Here is a 17380-nt window from a genome sequence, read left to right as displayed (position 1 = left end):
CGCACGGGGCGCGCCGCCCGCGCCACCTCTCGCGGGCGAGGAGCGATGAACCGAGCGGCCAACACTCCGGAGCGCGCCGCAGCGGTGGTCGCCTGGACGGCCATCGTGCTGGGGTTCGTCGCGCGCACGTGGGCGCTGTCGCATCGCGGCTCGCTCTGGCTCGACGAAGCGTCGCTCGCGCTCAATGTGCTGACGCGCAGTTTCGGCGAGCTGCTGCATCCGCTCGACTGGGGGCAGGCCGCCCCCGTGGGTTTCCTCTGGCTCGAGCGGGCGCTGGCGGCGCACGCCGAACTGCCGGACACCTGGCTGCGCCTGGCGCCGTGGGCCGCCGGTGTGGCGCTGCCATGGATGCTCTGGCGTCTGGGCCGCCGCGTGGCCGGCACGGGGGCCGGAGCGCTGGCCGCCGTCGCGGCGGCCGGGTCGCTGATGGCGCTGCGCTACTCCACCGAAGCCAAGCCGTACGCGAGTGACGCGACCATCGCCGCGGCGCTCATGCTGCTGGCCTGCGAGGCGCGCGACGAACCGCGGGACCGGCACCGCTGGTGGAGGCTCGCCGCCGCGATGCTCGTGGCGGTGCCGCTCTCGCTGCCGTCGGTCTTCGTGATTGCCGCGGTCGCCGTGGCACTGGTGATGCAGCAACCGGCGCGTGCGGCGCACGGCGCGCGCGTCGTGGCCCTCCCCGCGGCCGTGCTGGCCGCGCTGCTGTTTGGCGCGCTCTGGCTGGCGTCGTATGGGGCCGGGGCGGCCAACGTCGCCCTGCGCGCGTACTGGGCGCCGGTGATGCTCGACCTCGGGGCGGACGACCGCGCCATTCGCGTCCTGCGTGTCCTGATGGAACTGACGTGGATTCCGCTGCGGTGGACCGGCTCGCTGCCGGGCCTCGCCGTGGGCGTCGTGCTGTGGGTCAGCGGGCTTGTCGTGGTCTCCCGCCGGCGAGCGGCCGACGCCGTGCTGCTCGCCGCCCCCGTGGCGTTCGCCATGTTCGCCTCCGCCGTCGCGGCGTACCCGCTCTCCGACCGGCTGGCGTTCTTTGCCGTGCCGGGCGTCTGGGTGGCGCAGGCCTCGGCGCTGGTGAGCGTGCGCAACGCGCTGCTGGCACGCCGCAGCGTGATCGCGAATGCGCGCGCCGCCGCCGTCTTCGTCGTGGCGGCGTCCGTGGCGCTCGCCGCCTGGCAGTTCACCGATTCCGATCGCTTCCTGCGCGACCCGGGCGCGCTCGAGCCGACGCGCGCGCTCTTCGCCGCGGTGGATGATGCCGCCGGCACCACGCCAATCTACGTCTTCGCGCGCGCGGCGCCGGGGTGGCTGCTGGCCACGAACCAGGTGGCGTGGCGGGGGAATCCGCGCCTCGATCGCTGGACGGCGCTGGCCGGCCGGCCGGGCGCGCCGGGCTACGAGAACGCCATCCGCGTGCGGGCCGTGCGACGCGGCGAAGGTGATTCACTGCTCGTCGTCTCGGGCGCGCGCACCGAGCTGGTGGGGCTGGCCCCCGGGGTCGAGTACCGGATCACCGGCGCGCCGTCCTCGAACGGCCCGACGGCGGGATGGGCGGAGGAGGAGGCTCGTCGCCTCGCCAGGGCGGCGCGCCCCGACGTCTGGGTGGTGGCGAGTCACTTCTTTCCCGGCTCATCGCGCAACGAACTGCGGCCGCTGATCGACGCGGCCACCGCGGCAGGCTTGCTGGTGGTCGAGGAGCGCCGCGCCGGCGCCGAGGTGATTGCGCTGCGACTGACGACGCCCGTCGTCAGCGCGCGTCCGGCCGCTCCAGCGGCACCCGCTCGCCGCGAGGCACCACGATCGGCTCGGCGGCCCCCGCGCTGAGCTGGCGCGGCTCGCTCATCAGCTTCGTCACGAAGCGCTGCCCTTCCGCAACACGCTCCACCTCGACAGCGATGCTCTCGACCGCGTTCTCGATGCGCGCGATGCGATCGATGGTGTCGGCGGGGAGCGCCGGCGCGCTCATCGGGCGGCGCAGCAGGCGGCGCGACCAGGCGAGGGCGAGCGGCGCCATCACGGCGACGGTGAAGACGATGGACACCGCCGTCATGTTGATGGCGCGCGCCGGGCCGCCGATCATCGAGGGCGGCGTGGTCTCCTCCACGAGATTCGGCGGGGCCGACGCGAGCAGCTGTCCGTTCTGCGCGATGTCCTTCTCGAGCTGCACGATGCGCTCGTCGAGCACCTTCAGCCGCGCGTCGAGCCCCTCGCGGCCGTTCGGTGACCGGCCCATTTCGCGAATGACGTCCTGCCGGCGGCCCGTGGCGGAGGAGAGCTGGCGCGAGAGTTCGCTGCGGCGGTTCTGCAGGAGTTGCACGTCCTGCAGCGTCATCGGGCGTCCGACGTTCTGCGGCAGCGTCAGGTTGCTGCCGTTCACGATGACCGTGGGCGGTGGCGGAGCCTGAGTCTGGGGAGCGGGCAGGCGGAGCATGGGTTCCCTACGGATTGAGGGTGCCGCGAGTTGCAGCGGCGCGAGCGCGGCGCCGGTCGGCCCACCAGAACGGGAGATAGAGCAGCAGCACGTTGAGGATGCCGAGCAGCACCACCGGCACCAGGTACCAGGGCCACGGCCCGAGCACGTCGAGCAGGCTCACCACGGGCGGCTTGCCGAGCGTCCACATGTAGTTGCTGCCCAGCGCCAGGTTGACGCCCGTGACGGCCACCATGTACAGCATCGTGCCGAGAATCACCCGTCGCACCGAGGCCCAGGTGGGGCGCATCCCCTCGACCACCGTCAGGTAGAGCGCGGCGACGATGAGGACGCCATGCGAGACGAGGGTCTGTACGGCGCGAAAGTGCGGCAAGCCGTAGGGGCCGGCATCCGGGGTGAGCACCGCCTGCAGTGGACCGGCAATGCCCATGAAGTACATGAACTCGTAGATGGTGACGTTGAGCGTGACGAGGCCGACGGCGCCGACCCAGATGAGCGCCGAGCAGAGATGCAGCGGGAGCATCTTGTCGGCCGTCCAGCCGACGTAGTACGCCGCCCAGAGGTGCCACGACAGTTCGTTCACCACCAGCATCACCGCGAGCGTGTGCCGTCCGCGGCGACGCGTCGCTTCGTCGGCGCCGCGGTGGCGCAGCATGTACGCGCCGAAGAGCGCCAGGGCAAACAACGACACGAGATGCCGGCCGCCGAAGGTGATGAACGGCGTCCCGTGATAGTCGGGGCGAATCCACTGCGTCCAGTCGGCAGGGGGCATGCGGCGGCTATCCTCCGATGTTGCGTTCGACGGCGGCGGCGGCGCGCGCCGCCGCGGCGTGCGCCCGCGCGAGGGCGGCGGCGGCCTTCTCGGCCAGCGGCTTGGCCGCGGACTTGTCGGTGATCGATCCGATGTTGATGCGCACGTTGTAGACGGCACCGCGGCACGACGCCTCGGCGAGCAGGGCCGAGACGCCGGCATCACTGGCGGCATTGGTGTTGCCCTTCTCGGCGGCCACCGCCGCCAGTTCGGCCACGCGCGCGCAGGCCTCGGCGGTCCGCAACGGCACCTCCGTGGCGTAGAGGAGCGCGCGCTGCACGGCCGCATCGCGCGCCGTCTGCTGCTCGGGCGTGTCCTTGGGAAGCTTGTACGCGTCGGTGACTACGGTGTACGCGGCCGAGTCCTCGGCGACGAGCGCGGCGAGCGTGTTGCCGAGCGCGACGGCCTCGAGCGCGAGCTCCTTCATTTCCGGCTCGACGGCCGCGTACTTCTTGCGGCCGACGGTGAGGCCGCTGACCATCTGCGCCAGCGCCGCGCTGAGCACGCCGGCATGCGCGGAGACCGACCCGCCGCCGGGCGCGGGCGCGCTCGACGCCACGGCCGCGACAAACCCGCTCACGGATTCGCCGCCGCTGAGCGCGCGGCGCACCTTGTGCTCGAGCACCAGGTCCTTGGAGAATCCGCGCAGCTGCAGGTGGCGCGCCGCTGCGTCGAACAGCGCCTGTTCCGGGACAAGGCCGACGATTTCACTCCACGTGGGCGAGACGCCGTGCGCCTCGGCCTCGCGCTTCACCAGCTCGAAGGCGCGATAGACCGGCGTCTTGTCGACATCGACGAGGTTCATCGAGACCTGCGCCTGTCCGTCCACCTCGAGCCCGAGCCCCTTCACGTAGCGCAGGCCGCCGCTCGAGCCGCGCACGGCCTTGGCCACTTCCCGGGCCACCGGGACGTTCTCGGCGCCGCCGAGGTAGACGTTGTACGCCACCAGGAAGGGGCGCGCCCCAATGACCGTGGCGCCGGCCGTGGCGTGCACATGGTTGGGGCCGAAGTCGGGCACGCGATTCGGGTGGGTGCCGATCTCGACCTTGGCCTGTTCGAATTCGCCGCGGCGGATGTCGGCAAGGTTCTCGCGATCGGGGCGCGTGGCGGCACGTTCGTAGAGAAAGACCGGTATGCCGAGTTCCTCACCGACCCGCTTGCCGAGGGCGCGTGCCAGGGCGATGCAGTCGTCCATCGTCGCCCCGTCGAGCGGAATGAAGGGGCAGACGTCGGTGGCGCCAATGCGCGGGTGCTCGCCGGTGTGCTGGTTGAGGTCGATGAGCGCGGCGGCCTTGGCGATGCCGCGGAAGGCCGCATCCACGGCGGCCTCGGCGGTGGCGACCACCGTGACGACGGTCCGGTTGTGCGAGGCGTCGCTGGAGACGTCGAGCACCGTGACGCCTTCGCCGTCGGCGATGGCGTCCCGGATGGCCGTGATGACCTCGGGGCGGCGGCCTTCGGAGAAGTTGGGGACGAACTCAATGAGCTTCATATCACTACGACTGAGGATTTGGAATTCGGAGCGGGATTGAGGATCACGATTCCGGATTGCGATCCACGATCAATGGGAGTGGGGCAAAGGTTGGAATCTACGTCTGGCCGCGCCGGCGGCGAGCACCTTCACCGCGGCGCATCTGCCTTCCGCCATCTGCCCTCCGCCATCACTCGCCCCCCACACTGAGCCTGTCCAGCAGCCAACCGTGCATCGCGGGGTTCGCCGCCGCCACGCTGGTGTGGGCGACTGGGCAGGGGGTGCCTTCGAGCGTCGTCACGAGACCGCCGGCCTCGCGCACCAGCAGGATGCCGGCGGCGATGTCCCAGGGGGCGAGGAGATTCTCCCAGAACCCCTCGAACCGGCCGCACGCGACCCCGGCGAGGTCGAGCGAGGCCGATCCCGGGCGCCGCAGGCCGGCCGTGTGTGTCATCAGGCGGCGCATCTGGTCCAGGTAGAGGTCCACATCGTGACCGCCCTTGAATGGGAAGCCGGTGGCGATCAGCGCACGATCGGGAGCGTCGATGGCGCTCACGCCGATGCGTTGCCCGTCGCGCCAGGCGCCGCCGCCACGCGTGGCGGTGAACCACTCGTCGCGCGGCACGTGCAGCACGACGCCGGCGGCCAGTTCGTCGTCCACGAGCGCGGCAATCGACACGGCATACTCGGGGACGCCGTGCAGGAAGTTGGTGGTGCCGTCGAGCGGGTCGATGACGAACGTCACGCCGGTCGTGCGCCGCTCCGCCGCGAGCGTGCTGGCCGTTTCCTCCGCGAGGATCGCCGCGCCGGGAACGCGCGAGGTGAGGAGGGCGATGATCCGCGCCTCGGCGGTCATGTCCACCTCGCTCACGAAGTCGGTGGCCGATTTCTCGCGCCAGACGAGGGCGCCGCGCCGCCGCTCGCCGTCGCGGATCACCTCGGCCGCGGCGGCGGCGGCCGCTTTGAGGGCATCCAGCAAGAAGTCCGGGGTGATCGGATCCCGGGTCGTTGGTTGAAGTGTCATGCGTTGAAATCTAGCTTTCCCGCATGTCCCGCATCTTCAGCGGCATTCAGCCGTCCGGTGAACTGCACATCGGAAACTATCTGGGCGCGATCAGGAACTGGGTTGCGCTGCAATCGCAGTACGAATCGATCTTCTGCGTCGTCGACTACCACGCCATCACGCTGGCCTACGCGCCGGCCGACCTGCGCCGCCGCACGCGCGAGATGGCGATATCGCTGCTGGCCGCCGGCGTCGACCCGGCGCAGTGCACGCTCTTCGTGCAGTCGCGCGTGCCCGAGCACACCGAGCTGCAGTGGATCTTCAACACCATCACGCCGGTGGGCGAACTGGAACGCCAGGTGGCGTACAAGGAGAAGGCCGCGCGCCAGGAACAGGTGATGGCCGGCCTGCTCAACTACCCCGTGCTCCAGGCCGCCGACATCCTGCTCTACCTGGCCGACCTGGTGCCGGTGGGCGAGGACCAGGTGCAGCATCTCGAGCTGTCGCGCGTGGTGGCGCGCAACTGGAACTCGCGCTTTGCCCCCGAGGGCAAACCGTACTTCCCCGAGCCGCAGGCCAAGCTGACGCCGACGCGGCGCATCGTGGGGCTGGACGGCAACGCCAAGATGTCGAAGTCGCTGGGCAACACCATCGGCCTCCTCGAGGCGCCCGATGACATCTGGGCGAAGCTGCGCCCCGCGGTCACCGATCCGGCCCGCGTGAAGAAGACCGACCCAGGCAATCCCGACCTGTGTCCCGTGATCTTCGAGCTGCACAAGGCCTTCTCGCCCCCGGCCGTCGTCGCCGAGGTGGACACGAAGTGCCGCGGCGCCGGCTGGGGATGCGTGGACTGCAAGAAGGTGCTCTTCGAGCACATGAACGCCGAGCTGACGCCCATTCGCACGCGGGCGCAGGCCTTCGCCGAGCAGCCAAGGCTGGTGGACGATGCCCTGGACGGCGGGGCGGAGAAGGCCCGGACGATCGCGAAGCAGACGATGACGCACGTCAAGGAGCAGATGGGACTCGCCTGAAACGGGCGGCGGCGCAATCGCCCAAGGAGCACGTCCGATGATGCTGGCGCAGATCAGTTCCCAGTTCGCGCAGGAACTCTTTGTCGGACTGCGCCTCGAGCTGTTGTTGAAGCTGGCGATCGCCGTCTTCCTGGGCGGCGCCATCGGTCTCGAACGTCAGATTTCGGGCAAACCTGCCGGCCTTCGCACCAACATCCTCATCTGCCTGGGCTCGGCGCTGATCATGGACCTCTCGATCAACCTGGTCGGGGCGGACGGGCGGGTGGGCGACCCCGCGCGCATCGCGGCGCAGGTGGTGACCGGCATCGGCTTCATCGGCGCCGGCACGATCATGCAATCACGGGGAACCATTGTCGGCCTGACGTCGGCCGCGACCATCTGGGCGGTGGCGGCGATCGGCCTGACGATTGGGGCGGGGTTCTACATCGAGGGGCTCGGCGCCGGCCTGGTGGTGGTTCTGGTGCTCTCCGCGCTCGGCAGCTTCGAGCACAAGCTGATGCGGGCGCACCGCACGGTGCCCATCACCGTGCGCGCGGCGGTGGAGGCCGACTTCGCCCCGCTGGAACAGCTGCTGCGGGACACGGGGCTCCGGGTGGTGGAGCGCCAGACCTACACCCACTCGCGTGACCGGGTGTTTGAGATGGTGGTGCGCGGCCCCGCGCGGCAGTTCGAGGTGGCGCGTGAGCTGCTGGTGGAGCTCCCTGAAGTCTTCGACGTGACCCTGCACTGATGCGAAAACTCGTACTGGATCTTCGAGCGCCGGCCCCCGCATTTCGCCTGCCCGACGCGGTGGCTGACCGCATTCGCGCGGCGGCGCCTTCGGGCTGGGAGGTTGCCGACGTCCGTTCCGACAACGACGCCCTCGACGGCTCGCCGCGCGGGCCTTCTCCCGAGGCGATGGCGGCCGTGGCGGACGCCGAGGTGTACTTCGGATGGGGAATGCCGGCGCCGCTTTTTCACGCCGCGTCGCGCCTCAAGTGGGTGCAGTCGGCGCTCGCGGGGACCGGTGCGCTGCTCGCGATCCCCGCGTTGCGCGACGGCCCCTGCCTGTTCACCAACGCGGCCGGGATCTATGGTCCCCCGATTGCCGAGCATGTGCTGGCCGGCGTGATGCACTTCACGCGCGGCTTCGACCTGGCGGAGACGCGACGCGCCACCGGCCAGTGGGATCAGGCGGCCTTTGGAACGCCCGCGGCGGCCGTGCGCGAGGTGGGGGAGCTTCGCGTGCTGGTGATCGGCGCTGGCGGACTTGGTTCGGAGATCGGCGCCCGCTTCGCGGCCCTCGGCGCGCGGGTCACCGGTTTGCGGCGCGTGGTGGCCAAAGGGTGCCCACCGGGCTTCGCTCGCGTGGCGGGGCTGGAGGCGCTCGACGCGGAATTGCCTGAGGCCGACGTGGTGGTGCTGGCTGCGGCCCTGACCGACGAAACGCGCAACCTGCTGGACGCCCGGCGCCTGGCCGTGCTGCCCGAGCACGCGATCGTGGTCAACGTGGCGCGGGGGACGATGGTCGACGAGGAGGCACTGCACGCGGCGCTGCTGAGCGGACACCTGCGCGGTGCCGTCCTCGACGTCTTCGCGCGGGAGCCACTAGCCCCCGAGAGCCCGCTGTGGCAACTTCGACACGTTCTAGTCACACCGCATGTCAGCGGCGTGTCGCCACGACGACTGTGGGACCGGCTGGCGGCGCTGTTCCTCGGGAACTGGCAGGCGTACGTCGAAGGGCGTCCGTTGCGGAATCTCGTGGACAAGCACATCGGGTACTGAGCGCGCGATGGAAAAAATCATCAAGGCGGCGGTGGATCGAGGGGCGTCGGACCTGCACATCAAGGCGGGCGACGTCTTTCGCGCGCGCATCGACGGACGGCTCGTGCCGCTCACGAAGCAGGCGCTGACCCCCGAGCAGACCAAGGCCATTGCGCTGCGCCTCATCCCGAATGACGAAGACCGCTCGCGCATCGACAAGCTGAACGACTACGACTGCTCGTGGGGGGCGCCCGGCATCGGCCGCTTCCGCGTGAACATCCTGCGGCAGCGGTCGAGCTTCATGATCGTGATGCGCGTCATCCCGTTCGAGGTGCCCACCTTCGAGAAGCTGAAGATGCCGGAGGTGATGCGGCGCGTCACCGAGGCGGAGCGCGGGATGATCCTCGTCACCGGCGTCACGGGCTCGGGCAAGTCGAGCACGATGGCGGCGATGATCAACCACATCAACTCGTCGAAGAACAAGCACATCGTCACGCTCGAGAACCCGATCGAGTTCCTGCATCGCGACCTGCAAAGTTCCATCACGCAGCGCGAGATCGGCGTGGACACGGAGAGCTTCCGCAGCGGCCTGCGCGCGGCGCTGCGACAGGACCCCGACGTGATCCTGATCGGCGAGATGCGCGATGCCGAAACGGTGGACACGGGCATGAAGGCGGCCGAGACCGGCCACCTGCTCCTGTCGACGCTGCACACGCCCGACGCGCAGAGCACGATCCTGCGCATCATGGCGATGTTCCCGCCCGAGGAGCAGGAAGTGGTGCGCGTGCGCCTGGCGGAGACGCTGCACGCCGTCGTGTCGCAGCGCCTGCTGCCGCGCGCCGACGGACACGGCCGCGTCGTGGCCGCCGAGGTGATGATCGTCACGGCCACCATCCGTGACCTGATCCTCGAGGGCGAGAAGATCGGCGAGATCCGCGACTACATCGCCGAAGGTCGCGAGCAGTACGGCATGCAGACGTTCGACCAGCACCTCGGCGATCTCGTGCAGCAGGGGCAGGTGACGTTCGAGGTGGCGCTGGCCGCGGCCACCAGGCCGAGCGACTTCCAGCTCAAGATGCAGACCTTCCGGCGGCGCTCCACGACCGTGAAGGCCGCCGACCTGCCGGGCGCCGAGAAGCCCAAGACCGATCCGGGCTTCCAATCGGGCTCCGGCATGGAGTTCCTCAACGGCTGACGCGCCCACTTCGCACGTCGGCCCGCGCCGCGTGCGAACCCCGGAGCGCGCTCCGGCACCGCCCCACTCTCTTCCGTCTCCCGTCCTCCGTCTCCCGTCTGTCGTTCCCCATGTCACCGATCAAGCTGGCCGGGGTCCTCGGCCCCGTCACAACGCCCTTCACGCCCTCCGAGACTCCCGATCTCGTGGGCTTCGCGTCGAATATTCGCTCGCACATCGCGCACGGGCTGCAGGGCGTCCTCGTCTGCGGCTCGACGGGGGAGGCGGCCCTGCTCGACGAGACAGAGCGCGCCCAGCTCGTTGAGACTGCCCGGGCGGCCGTGCCGGCCGACCGCCTCCTGCTGATGGGGACGGGGGCCGAATCGACGAGGCAGTGCGTCCTGCGCTGCCGCGACGCGGGAGCACGCGGGGTTGACGCCGTGCTGGTGGTGGCGCCGCACTACTACGGGCCACAGATGACGAGTGATGCCCTGCGCGCGCACTACCGGCGCGTAGCCGACGAGAGTCCGGTGCCGGTGGCGCTCTACAACATTCCCAAGTACATGCACTTCCGCCTGGAGCCCGACCTGGTGGCCGAGCTCTCGATGCACGAGAACATCATCGGCATCAAGGACAGTTCGGGCGACCTCGCGCTGCTCGAGGGCTACATGCAGGCGCAGGGGACGTCATTCACGGTGCTGACGGGCAACGCCGGGCAGCTGCTGCCGGCGCTGCAGATGGGCGCGCGCGGCGGCGTCGTGGCGGTCAGCCTGTTCGCGGCCGGGCTCTGCGTGGACGTGTACGAGGGCTTCCGCACGCGCGACCTGGCGCGGGCCACCGCGGCGCAGGAGAAGATCAAGCCGCTGGCCACCCAGATCGTTGCCGGGCTCGGCGTGCCGGGGGTAAAAGCGGCAATGGAGGAGGCCGGGCTGGTGGGCGGTCCGGTGCGGCAGCCGCTGCTGCCGCTGGCGGCCGCGCAGCGGAAGGTGGTCCAGGAGCTCATGCGCGCCTGATGCGCGCCGCGCGGGGCGTGGCCGTTTGCCACGACCCCGCCCGCGGCGTAGATTATTCCAACGCCCCGCGAGACTGCGCCGGGGCGTTTTTTTGTGACTATCACGCCCGACCACCAGCCGGGAGCGGAGCTGCAATGTTCGATTCGAAGACGCGCGCGATCGTCGTGGTCGGCGCCCAGTGGGGCGACGAGGGGAAGGGAAAACTCGTCGACGTGATGGCCGAGCGGGCCGACTGGGTGGTGCGCTACCAGGGGGGCGCGAACGCGGGGCACACCGTGCACATCGGCGACCACTCGACGGTGCTGCATCAGGTGCCGAGCGGCATCCTGCATCCCGGCGTGCGGTGCGCCATCGGCAACGGCGTGGTGCTCGATCCCGAGACGCTCTTCGAGGAAGTCGACCAGCTGGTGAAGGACGGCGTGGATGTGTCGGGGCGGCTGTACGTGAGCGATCGCGCGCACCTGGTGATGCCGTATCACAAGCTGGTGGACAAGGAGAGCGCGGCCAGCAAGACGATCGGCACGACGGGGCGCGGGATCGGCCCGTGCTACGAGGACAAGATCGCGCGGCGCGGCGTGCGGGTGCTGGACCTCGCGCACGAAGGGCGGCTGCGCACGCTCGTGGAGCGCGGCGTGGAGCATGCCAACCACGTGCTGATCGGCACCGGGTCGTCGAAGCGGGCGAGCGTCGAGCACACGATGGCCGCGCTGTCGGGGCTGGCGCAGCGACTGCTGGCGATCAGCGAGGACGTGGGGCTGGCGGTCCATCAGGCGCTCAAGACCGGCGCGGCGGTGCTGTTCGAGGGGGCGCAGGGGTCGCTGCTCGACATCGACCACGGCACCTATCCGTTCGTGACGTCGAGCAACACCACGGCGGGCGGCGCGGCGACCGGCGTCGGCATCTCGCCGCGCGCGCTCGACGAGTGCATCGGGGTGGTGAAGGCGTACACCACGCGCGTCGGCGGCGGCCCACTGCCAACCGAGTACGACGAGGTGATGGGAGAACGCGTGCGCAAGCTCGGCAACGAGTACGGCGCCACCACCGGGCGCCCGCGCCGCTGCGGCTGGTTCGACGGGGTGGTGGTGCGCTATGCCGTGCGGGTGAACGGGTTGTCGGCGCTGGCCGTGACGAAGCTCGACGTGCTCGACACGCTCGAGAAGATCGGCTTGTGCACCGGGTACCACATCAACGGCGAGCTGGTGACCGAATTCCCCGGCGACCTCGCCGACCTCGAGCAGATCACGCCGCACTACGAGTGGTTCGAGGGGTGGATGACGTCCACCGCCGAAGCGCGCACGATCGAGGCGCTGCCGCCGCAGGCGCGGAGGTACCTGGACCGGATCGAGGAACTGGTGGAGAGTCCGATCCGGTACGTGAGCGTGGGGACGCGGCGGGATCAGATCATCGGGCTCTGACCGCGGCCATCCCGGCCGTCCCATCGCGGTTCGGAGACGACGAAGCCGCTCGGCGCCCGGACGCGGGTGTCCGGTCGCCGAGCGCCATGCTACTTCCCGTCTCGGTCGTCGTCTTCCAGCGAGCGGAACGACGCCTTGATATTCGTCTTGACGATGCCCTCGTTCGGTCCGCCGATGTTGGCGGTCGCCGGATCGATCACGGCTCCGGACAGGCTCTTGAACCATGACGCGACGTCAATCTGCACCGTCACGTTGCCGCCCGACGCCCCGATCGTGAGTGGGGGGTTGAACTCCAGCTCCATTTCCTCGTCCAGCCGCGACGTGAACACGAAGGGCCGTCCATTGTACGTCCCCTGAACGCGGATGGTCGTATCGGCAAAGGTCGGATTCGCGGCCTTGAACGCCGAATCCCGGGCGCCGCTCCCCGGCTTGTGCAGCGTCAACTCGAGCTCCCGGTACGTCCCCGCCGGAATGGACACGCTGGCCGCCGTCATGACGCCCGTGGTCAACGGAAGATCCACGAGCATGGGACCGAGTGCCAGCTCCTCGCACGGATCCGAACCGCTGGGGGCGTCATCGGGGCACAGCTCGGTGTTGCTCCGCTTGAGCTCGATCTCCCGGAAGACCATCTGGACGCGCGTGATGACGAGGGTGTTCCCACCGCCAGACACCGTCACGTCGGAGGCGGACGCGTCCGACAGGCTCATGGTCCCGCTCGCGACGAGCGACTTCGTCGCGAACGACAAGCTGACCGGCCGGCTGCCGGGCCCGGTGCTGTCCGAACACGCCGCCGCAACAAGGACGGCGCCGAGCGTCACGCCCATCTTCAAGCCCATCTTCCAGAGGTTCGACATGATGCGACTCCCGCGTGGGGTGAGGCACACACCGGCGTCGATGTTTGCGGTGCCTAGACATCTGTTTACACATCGGGAGGCCGCCAAGTTCCCTACTCGAGATAGCGGGGGGAATTGGCGACCCCGCATGTGAGCGGAGGGACTCGGCGAGACCGGCGTCTCGGGCGTTGACGGGCGCGGCGGCGGTTCCCCTGCAAAGTGTAGGCGCCTGCCCGATGGCGCGTGACGGCGGCCGGCGCAGAATAGGTGAATGGCTTTATGGCTATATCCCTAACTACTACTACGGAGCCGTTCATGCGTTTGGTCTTCGCGCCCGCCGCCGTCGCCGTCGCGGCCGCCGCCTGCCTGTCCGCGACCCCCGCGCGCGCGCAGGGCGCGCAGCGCGTCTACGTGATGCTGGCCGATTCGGTCCCGATGGCGGTGCCCGCCGCCGCGTCCACGATTGCCGGCGCCCTGACGCGGCACGGCTGGACGGTGGTGGCCGACTATCCCGTGCCGGGCGATGCGGCGCGGTGCGGCGGCGGGGCGCACGTGATTGTCGCGCGGCAGGCCGCGCACGAACAGTTGCTCCTGGCCCACAGCGCCCCGGCCGCCTTTGCGGTGCCGGTGCGCCTGAGCGTGTTCCAGGATGAAGCCGGCGTGCACGTGGCCATGGTGAACCCCCTCTCCATCGAGCGTACGATCGTGGCGGAAACCGGCCTCGAGACCGCGGGACGTGCGATGGTGGATGACCTGTCGGGGGTGGTGCTGGCCGCGACGCACGGCCGTCGCGTCAATCGCGCCTACGGCCAGTCGCGTTCGCGCGGCCTGATTGGCAAGACGATGGGAGTCATGGCGGGCGGCGCGTTCCCCGGGCAGGTCGAGACGATCACCTCATTCCCGGGGAGCGGGGCAGCCGATGTTCGCCGGGTGGCCGACGAGATCTGGGGACGCCTTCAGGCGCCACCGCGCGGCAAGTGGCAGTTACGGGGCGTTTACCGGATGGAGTTCGCCGACCGCGGCATGGTGGTTCTCGGCGTCAGCGGCGCCGCCATGGAAGCGAAGGCGTTTGATATCGTGGGGGCCGGCGACGACGATGCCCGCGCCAGGTTCAAGTGCCCGGGCATCGCGTACGCCGCCGCGTTCCCGCTGGAAGTCGTCATCCGGTCGGCGGGCGCGGACGTTCGCGTGGAGGTCATCAATGCGATGTTCCGCATGAAGATGTACTTCGAGGATGCCGGTCAGATGAAGTTTGCCCGCAACATGCTGATGCCCGGGTCCATTGCCGACGAGTTGCGCGGACTGCTGATCGGGGGAGCACACTAGACGGCTCCACGGTGGGGGCTGGGCGATCGACGCCGACGCACGCTGGGCGGCGAATCTGGGGCACGGCGGTAGACTCCCCGAGCGGTATGGGCGAGATTTCCCTCTGACGCCACCGCATCCAGCGGCGGCCCTGAACCTCGGGCACGACACCCAGCCGCGCCCACCTCCGGATCAACCTCATGGCTCGACCCGACGTCCTCGAAAAGCTCGTCAGCCTCTGCAAGCGCCGCGGCTTCATCTTCCAGTCCTCCGAGATCTACGGCGGCACGGGCTCGGTGTGGGATTACGGCCCGCTGGGTGTCGAGCTGAAGAAGAACGTCAAGGACGCCTGGTGGCACGCGATGGTCCGCTCGCGCGACGACGTCGAAGGCCTGGACGCGGCCATCCTGATGCATCCGAAGGTCTGGGAGGCGAGCGGCCACGTCAGCGGATTCAACGACCCGCTGGTGGACTGCAAGGCGTGCAAGGCGCGCTTCCGCGCCGACCAGCTGGACGGCGCCTCGTGCCCGCGCAAGCCGAGCAAGAAGCCGGGCGAGCACAGCGACTGCCAGCTCACCGAGCCGCGGCAGTTCAACCTGATGTTCAAGACGTTCATGGGCCCGGTGGAGGACACCGCGGCCGTGGTCTACCTGCGCCCCGAGACGGCGCAGGGGATCTTCGTGAACTTCCTCAACGTGCAGCAGGCGCGCCGCCAGAAGGTGCCGTTCGGCATCGCGCAGATCGGCAAGGCGTTCCGCAACGAGATCACGCCCGGGAACTTCACCTTCCGCACGCGCGAGTTCGAGCAGATGGAGATGCAGTTCTTCGTCGACCCGCAGGCGGCCGAGGGGAAGACGACGGACATGGAGTGGTTCGAGTACTGGAAGGCCCAGCGCATGGAGTGGCACCTGGCCCTCGGCCTCGAGCGCGACCGGCTGGAGTTCCACCAGCACACGGCGCAGGAGCTGGCGCACTACGCCAAGGCCGCGTTCGACATCCAGTTCGATTTCGGCGGCACGCTCGGCTTCCAGGAGATCGAGGGCGTGCACCATCGCAGCGACTTCGACCTGGGCCGGCACCAGGAGTTCAGCAGCAAGCGGCTGGAGTACGTGGACCAGGTGGCCAACCGCCGGTACATCCCGTACGTCGTGGAGACGTCGGTGGGCGCCGACCGCGTGACGCTCGCGCTGCTGTGCAACGCGTACGCCGAGGAGGCGGTCGAGGGTGAATCCGAGGGACGGGTGGTCCTCCACCTCAAGCCGTCGCTCGCCCCGGTTAAGGCCGGCATCTTCCCGCTGACCAAGAAGGACGGCCAGCCCGAGATGGCGCGAAAGATCGTCGACGACCTGCGGCCGCTCTACCCGGTGGATTACGATGACGCCGGCTCCATCGGCAAGCGCTATCGCCGGCAGGACGAGGTGGGAACGCCGTACTGCATCACCGTGGACGGCGACTCCACCAAGGACGGCACGGTCACGGTGCGCGACCGCGACTCGCTCCAGCAGGATCGGGTGGATGCGACGCAGCTGCGCGCGTACCTGTCCGCGAAGCTCGCCGGCTGAGGGCGGCATGCCGAGAATGATGGACGACGGCCTCGACGCGCTCCGGGAGCGCGGCGAGGCCTTTCTCGTGGAGCTGAGCCGCGAGTACTACGAAGCGCACGCCGGGTTGAAGGGCGAGGCGCAACTGCAGCCGATCTTCGCGAAGCACGCCGGCGCCTTCGACGACGAGGCGGTGGCGATGGTCACCGAGCGACATCGCGACGCGGCCCCCGGCAGCGAGGCGCAGCGCTCGGCGCGGCTGCTGCTCGACTGGCTGGTGGAGTCGCGGTGCGGCCGCGAGCTGGCGGCGTTCGAGGAGCGGGAGATCGCCTGGGAGGGCGCGGCGACGATCGCGCTCCCCGACGGGACGGTGGAGCCGTACCAACGGGCCGCGATCACCATTGCGAATACGCGCGACAAGCGGGAGCGCCAGGCGCTCGACGACGCGCGCGCCGCGCTGGTGGACCGCGAACTGGCGCCGCTCAAGCGCGAGCGGCTGGAGCGCGAGCACGAAGTCGTCGAGGGGCTGCGAATCGGCGGCGGATCGACGAACACGCCGAGGGGCGACTACATCGCCACGTGGGAGACGCTGAGCGGCTTCGAGATTCGCCCGCTGCGCGATGCCTGCGCGCAATTCCTGCGCGACACGCAGGCGATGTGGGATGACATCCTGCCGGAGTTCCTGAAGCGCGGGCTCGGCCTCTCGGGCGCCGATGCGACGCGCGCCGATGCGGTGGCGCTGATGCGCGCGCCCGAATTCGACGGCGCGTTCGGCGCGGAGCCGATGGAGCGCGAGGTGCGCCGTCAGGTGACGGAGATGGGGGCGAGCCCCGATGCCCGCGGACGCGTGTTCTTCGACACGGGCGAGCGGCCCGGCAAGCGCGCGCGGGCCTTCTGCTCGCCGGTGCGGATTCCGGACGAGGTCTATCTGGTGCTGCGTCCGCACGGCGGCCAGAACGACTGGACCACGCTGATGCACGAACTGGGGCACGCGCTGCACTTTGCGAACATGGCGCGCGAGCTGCCGTTCGAGTTTCGCTGGCTCGGTGACAACTCGGTCACCGAAGGGTACGCGATGCTGTTCGACCACCGCCTGCAGGACCGCGGCTGGCTGGCGCGCTACACCGAGTTGTCCAAGGCGGATACGCCCCGATACCTGCGGGCCGCCGGCTTCGAGGAGCTGCAGTTCCTGCGGCGCTACTGTGCCAAGCTCATCTACGAGGTCGAGCTGCACGCGGGCACCACGCCATGGGCGTCGTTGCCCGACCTGTACGTGGAGACGCTCACAACGGCGACGGGCTTCCGGTACCAGCGGGCCGATGCCTTCCTCGACGTCGACCCGCGCTTCTACGCCGCGCGGTACCTGCGCGCGTGGCAGCTGCAGGCCCGGCTCAACGAGACGCTGTGCGAGCGGTTCAACGAGGACTGGTGGCGCAACCCGCAGGCGGGGCCGTGGATTGAAGCCGAGTTGTTCGGGCACGGACAACGCGAACTGGCGACGGAGCAGGCGATGCGCGTGACCGGGAAAGCGCTGTCGTTCGCGCCGCTGGTGCGGTCGATCGAGCGGCTCCTGGGGTAGGAGTCCTCTCTCCGCCGCGGCACCAAACCTGTA

At 69.8% G+C, this 17380-nt stretch carries 15 protein-coding genes; 10 read left to right on the top strand and 5 right to left on the bottom strand.

What is annotated here, in order from left to right:
- Window positions 1–45: 45 nt before the first annotated feature.
- A complete protein-coding gene (locus VGJ96_04780) occupies window positions 46–1821 on the top strand; it encodes a glycosyltransferase family 39 protein (GenBank protein ID HEY3286422.1) in 1776 nt (591 codons plus the stop codon).
- Here the strand turns inward: VGJ96_04780 and VGJ96_04775 are convergent.
- The 4 genes from VGJ96_04775 to VGJ96_04760 form a co-directional block, all read right to left on the bottom strand.
- Entirely contained in the window at window positions 1745–2428 is a 684-nt protein-coding gene (locus VGJ96_04775; protein HEY3286421.1) for a hypothetical protein, read from the bottom strand. The genes VGJ96_04780 and VGJ96_04775 overlap by 77 nt on opposite strands.
- Before the next feature lie 7 nt (window positions 2429–2435).
- Window positions 2436–3200 (bottom strand): TIGR02206 family membrane protein, encoded by a 765-nt coding sequence (locus VGJ96_04770; GenBank protein HEY3286420.1) that lies wholly within the window; start codon window positions 3198–3200, stop codon window positions 2436–2438.
- A 7-nt stretch (window positions 3201–3207) separates the two neighbouring features.
- Window positions 3208–4731: a glutamate formimidoyltransferase gene (gene ftcD, locus VGJ96_04765; GenBank protein ID HEY3286419.1), complete on the bottom strand. Its 1524-nt coding sequence runs from the start codon at window positions 4729–4731 to the stop codon at window positions 3208–3210.
- A 169-nt stretch (window positions 4732–4900) separates the two neighbouring features.
- Window positions 4901–5734 carry an inositol monophosphatase family protein gene (locus tag VGJ96_04760; protein ID HEY3286418.1) on the bottom strand — a complete coding sequence of 278 codons (834 nt, stop codon included), beginning with the start codon at window positions 5732–5734 and terminating at the stop codon, window positions 4901–4903.
- 23 nt (window positions 5735–5757) lie between these two features.
- Between VGJ96_04760 and trpS the strand changes: the two genes are divergently transcribed.
- From trpS to VGJ96_04730, 6 genes are all read left to right on the top strand, one after another.
- On the top strand, window positions 5758–6744 hold the full coding sequence (trpS, locus tag VGJ96_04755) for a tryptophan--tRNA ligase (GenBank protein HEY3286417.1): 987 nt from the start codon (window positions 5758–5760) through the stop codon (window positions 6742–6744).
- A gap of 37 nt (window positions 6745–6781) precedes the next feature.
- Window positions 6782–7474 carry an MgtC/SapB family protein gene (locus tag VGJ96_04750; GenBank protein ID HEY3286416.1) on the top strand — a complete coding sequence of 231 codons (693 nt, stop codon included), beginning with the start codon at window positions 6782–6784 and terminating at the stop codon, window positions 7472–7474.
- Window positions 7474–8508, top strand: coding sequence for a D-2-hydroxyacid dehydrogenase (locus VGJ96_04745; protein ID HEY3286415.1), 1035 nt, complete (start codon window positions 7474–7476; stop codon window positions 8506–8508). Before VGJ96_04750 ends, VGJ96_04745 begins: the two co-directional genes overlap by 1 nt.
- A gap of 7 nt (window positions 8509–8515) precedes the next feature.
- Window positions 8516–9682, top strand: a complete 1167-nt coding sequence (locus VGJ96_04740; protein HEY3286414.1) for a PilT/PilU family type 4a pilus ATPase — start codon at window positions 8516–8518, stop codon at window positions 9680–9682.
- A gap of 110 nt (window positions 9683–9792) precedes the next feature.
- Window positions 9793–10674, top strand: a complete 882-nt coding sequence (locus VGJ96_04735) for a dihydrodipicolinate synthase family protein (protein ID HEY3286413.1) — start codon at window positions 9793–9795, stop codon at window positions 10672–10674.
- Window positions 10675–10808: 134 nt separating this feature from the next.
- On the top strand, window positions 10809–12089 hold the full coding sequence (locus VGJ96_04730; protein HEY3286412.1) for an adenylosuccinate synthase: 1281 nt from the start codon (window positions 10809–10811) through the stop codon (window positions 12087–12089).
- 89 nt (window positions 12090–12178) lie between these two features.
- Here the strand turns inward: VGJ96_04730 and VGJ96_04725 are convergent, their stop codons facing one another.
- Window positions 12179–12943, bottom strand: a complete 765-nt coding sequence (locus VGJ96_04725) for a hypothetical protein (GenBank protein HEY3286411.1) — start codon at window positions 12941–12943, stop codon at window positions 12179–12181.
- Between the two features lie 294 nt (window positions 12944–13237).
- Here VGJ96_04725 and VGJ96_04720 point away from each other — a divergent pair, with 294 nt between their 5' ends.
- The 3 genes from VGJ96_04720 to VGJ96_04710 all read left to right on the top strand — a co-directional run bounded on the left by VGJ96_04720 (window position 13238) and on the right by VGJ96_04710 (window position 17347).
- Window positions 13238–14248 carry a hypothetical protein gene (locus VGJ96_04720; protein HEY3286410.1) on the top strand — a complete coding sequence of 337 codons (1011 nt, stop codon included), beginning with the start codon at window positions 13238–13240 and terminating at the stop codon, window positions 14246–14248.
- 179 nt (window positions 14249–14427) lie between these two features.
- A complete protein-coding gene (locus VGJ96_04715; protein ID HEY3286409.1) occupies window positions 14428–15789 on the top strand; it encodes a glycine--tRNA ligase in 1362 nt (453 codons plus the stop codon).
- A gap of 7 nt (window positions 15790–15796) precedes the next feature.
- Window positions 15797–17347: a hypothetical protein gene (locus VGJ96_04710; protein HEY3286408.1), complete on the top strand. Its 1551-nt coding sequence runs from the start codon at window positions 15797–15799 to the stop codon at window positions 17345–17347.
- The last annotated feature ends 33 nt before the right edge of the window (window positions 17348–17380 follow it).

The sequence above is a fragment of the Gemmatimonadaceae bacterium genome, assembly GCA_036504815.1.
Taxonomy (GTDB): domain Bacteria; phylum Gemmatimonadota; class Gemmatimonadetes; order Gemmatimonadales; family Gemmatimonadaceae; genus PNKL01.
This window is presented reverse-complemented; position numbering and strand designations above follow the sequence as displayed.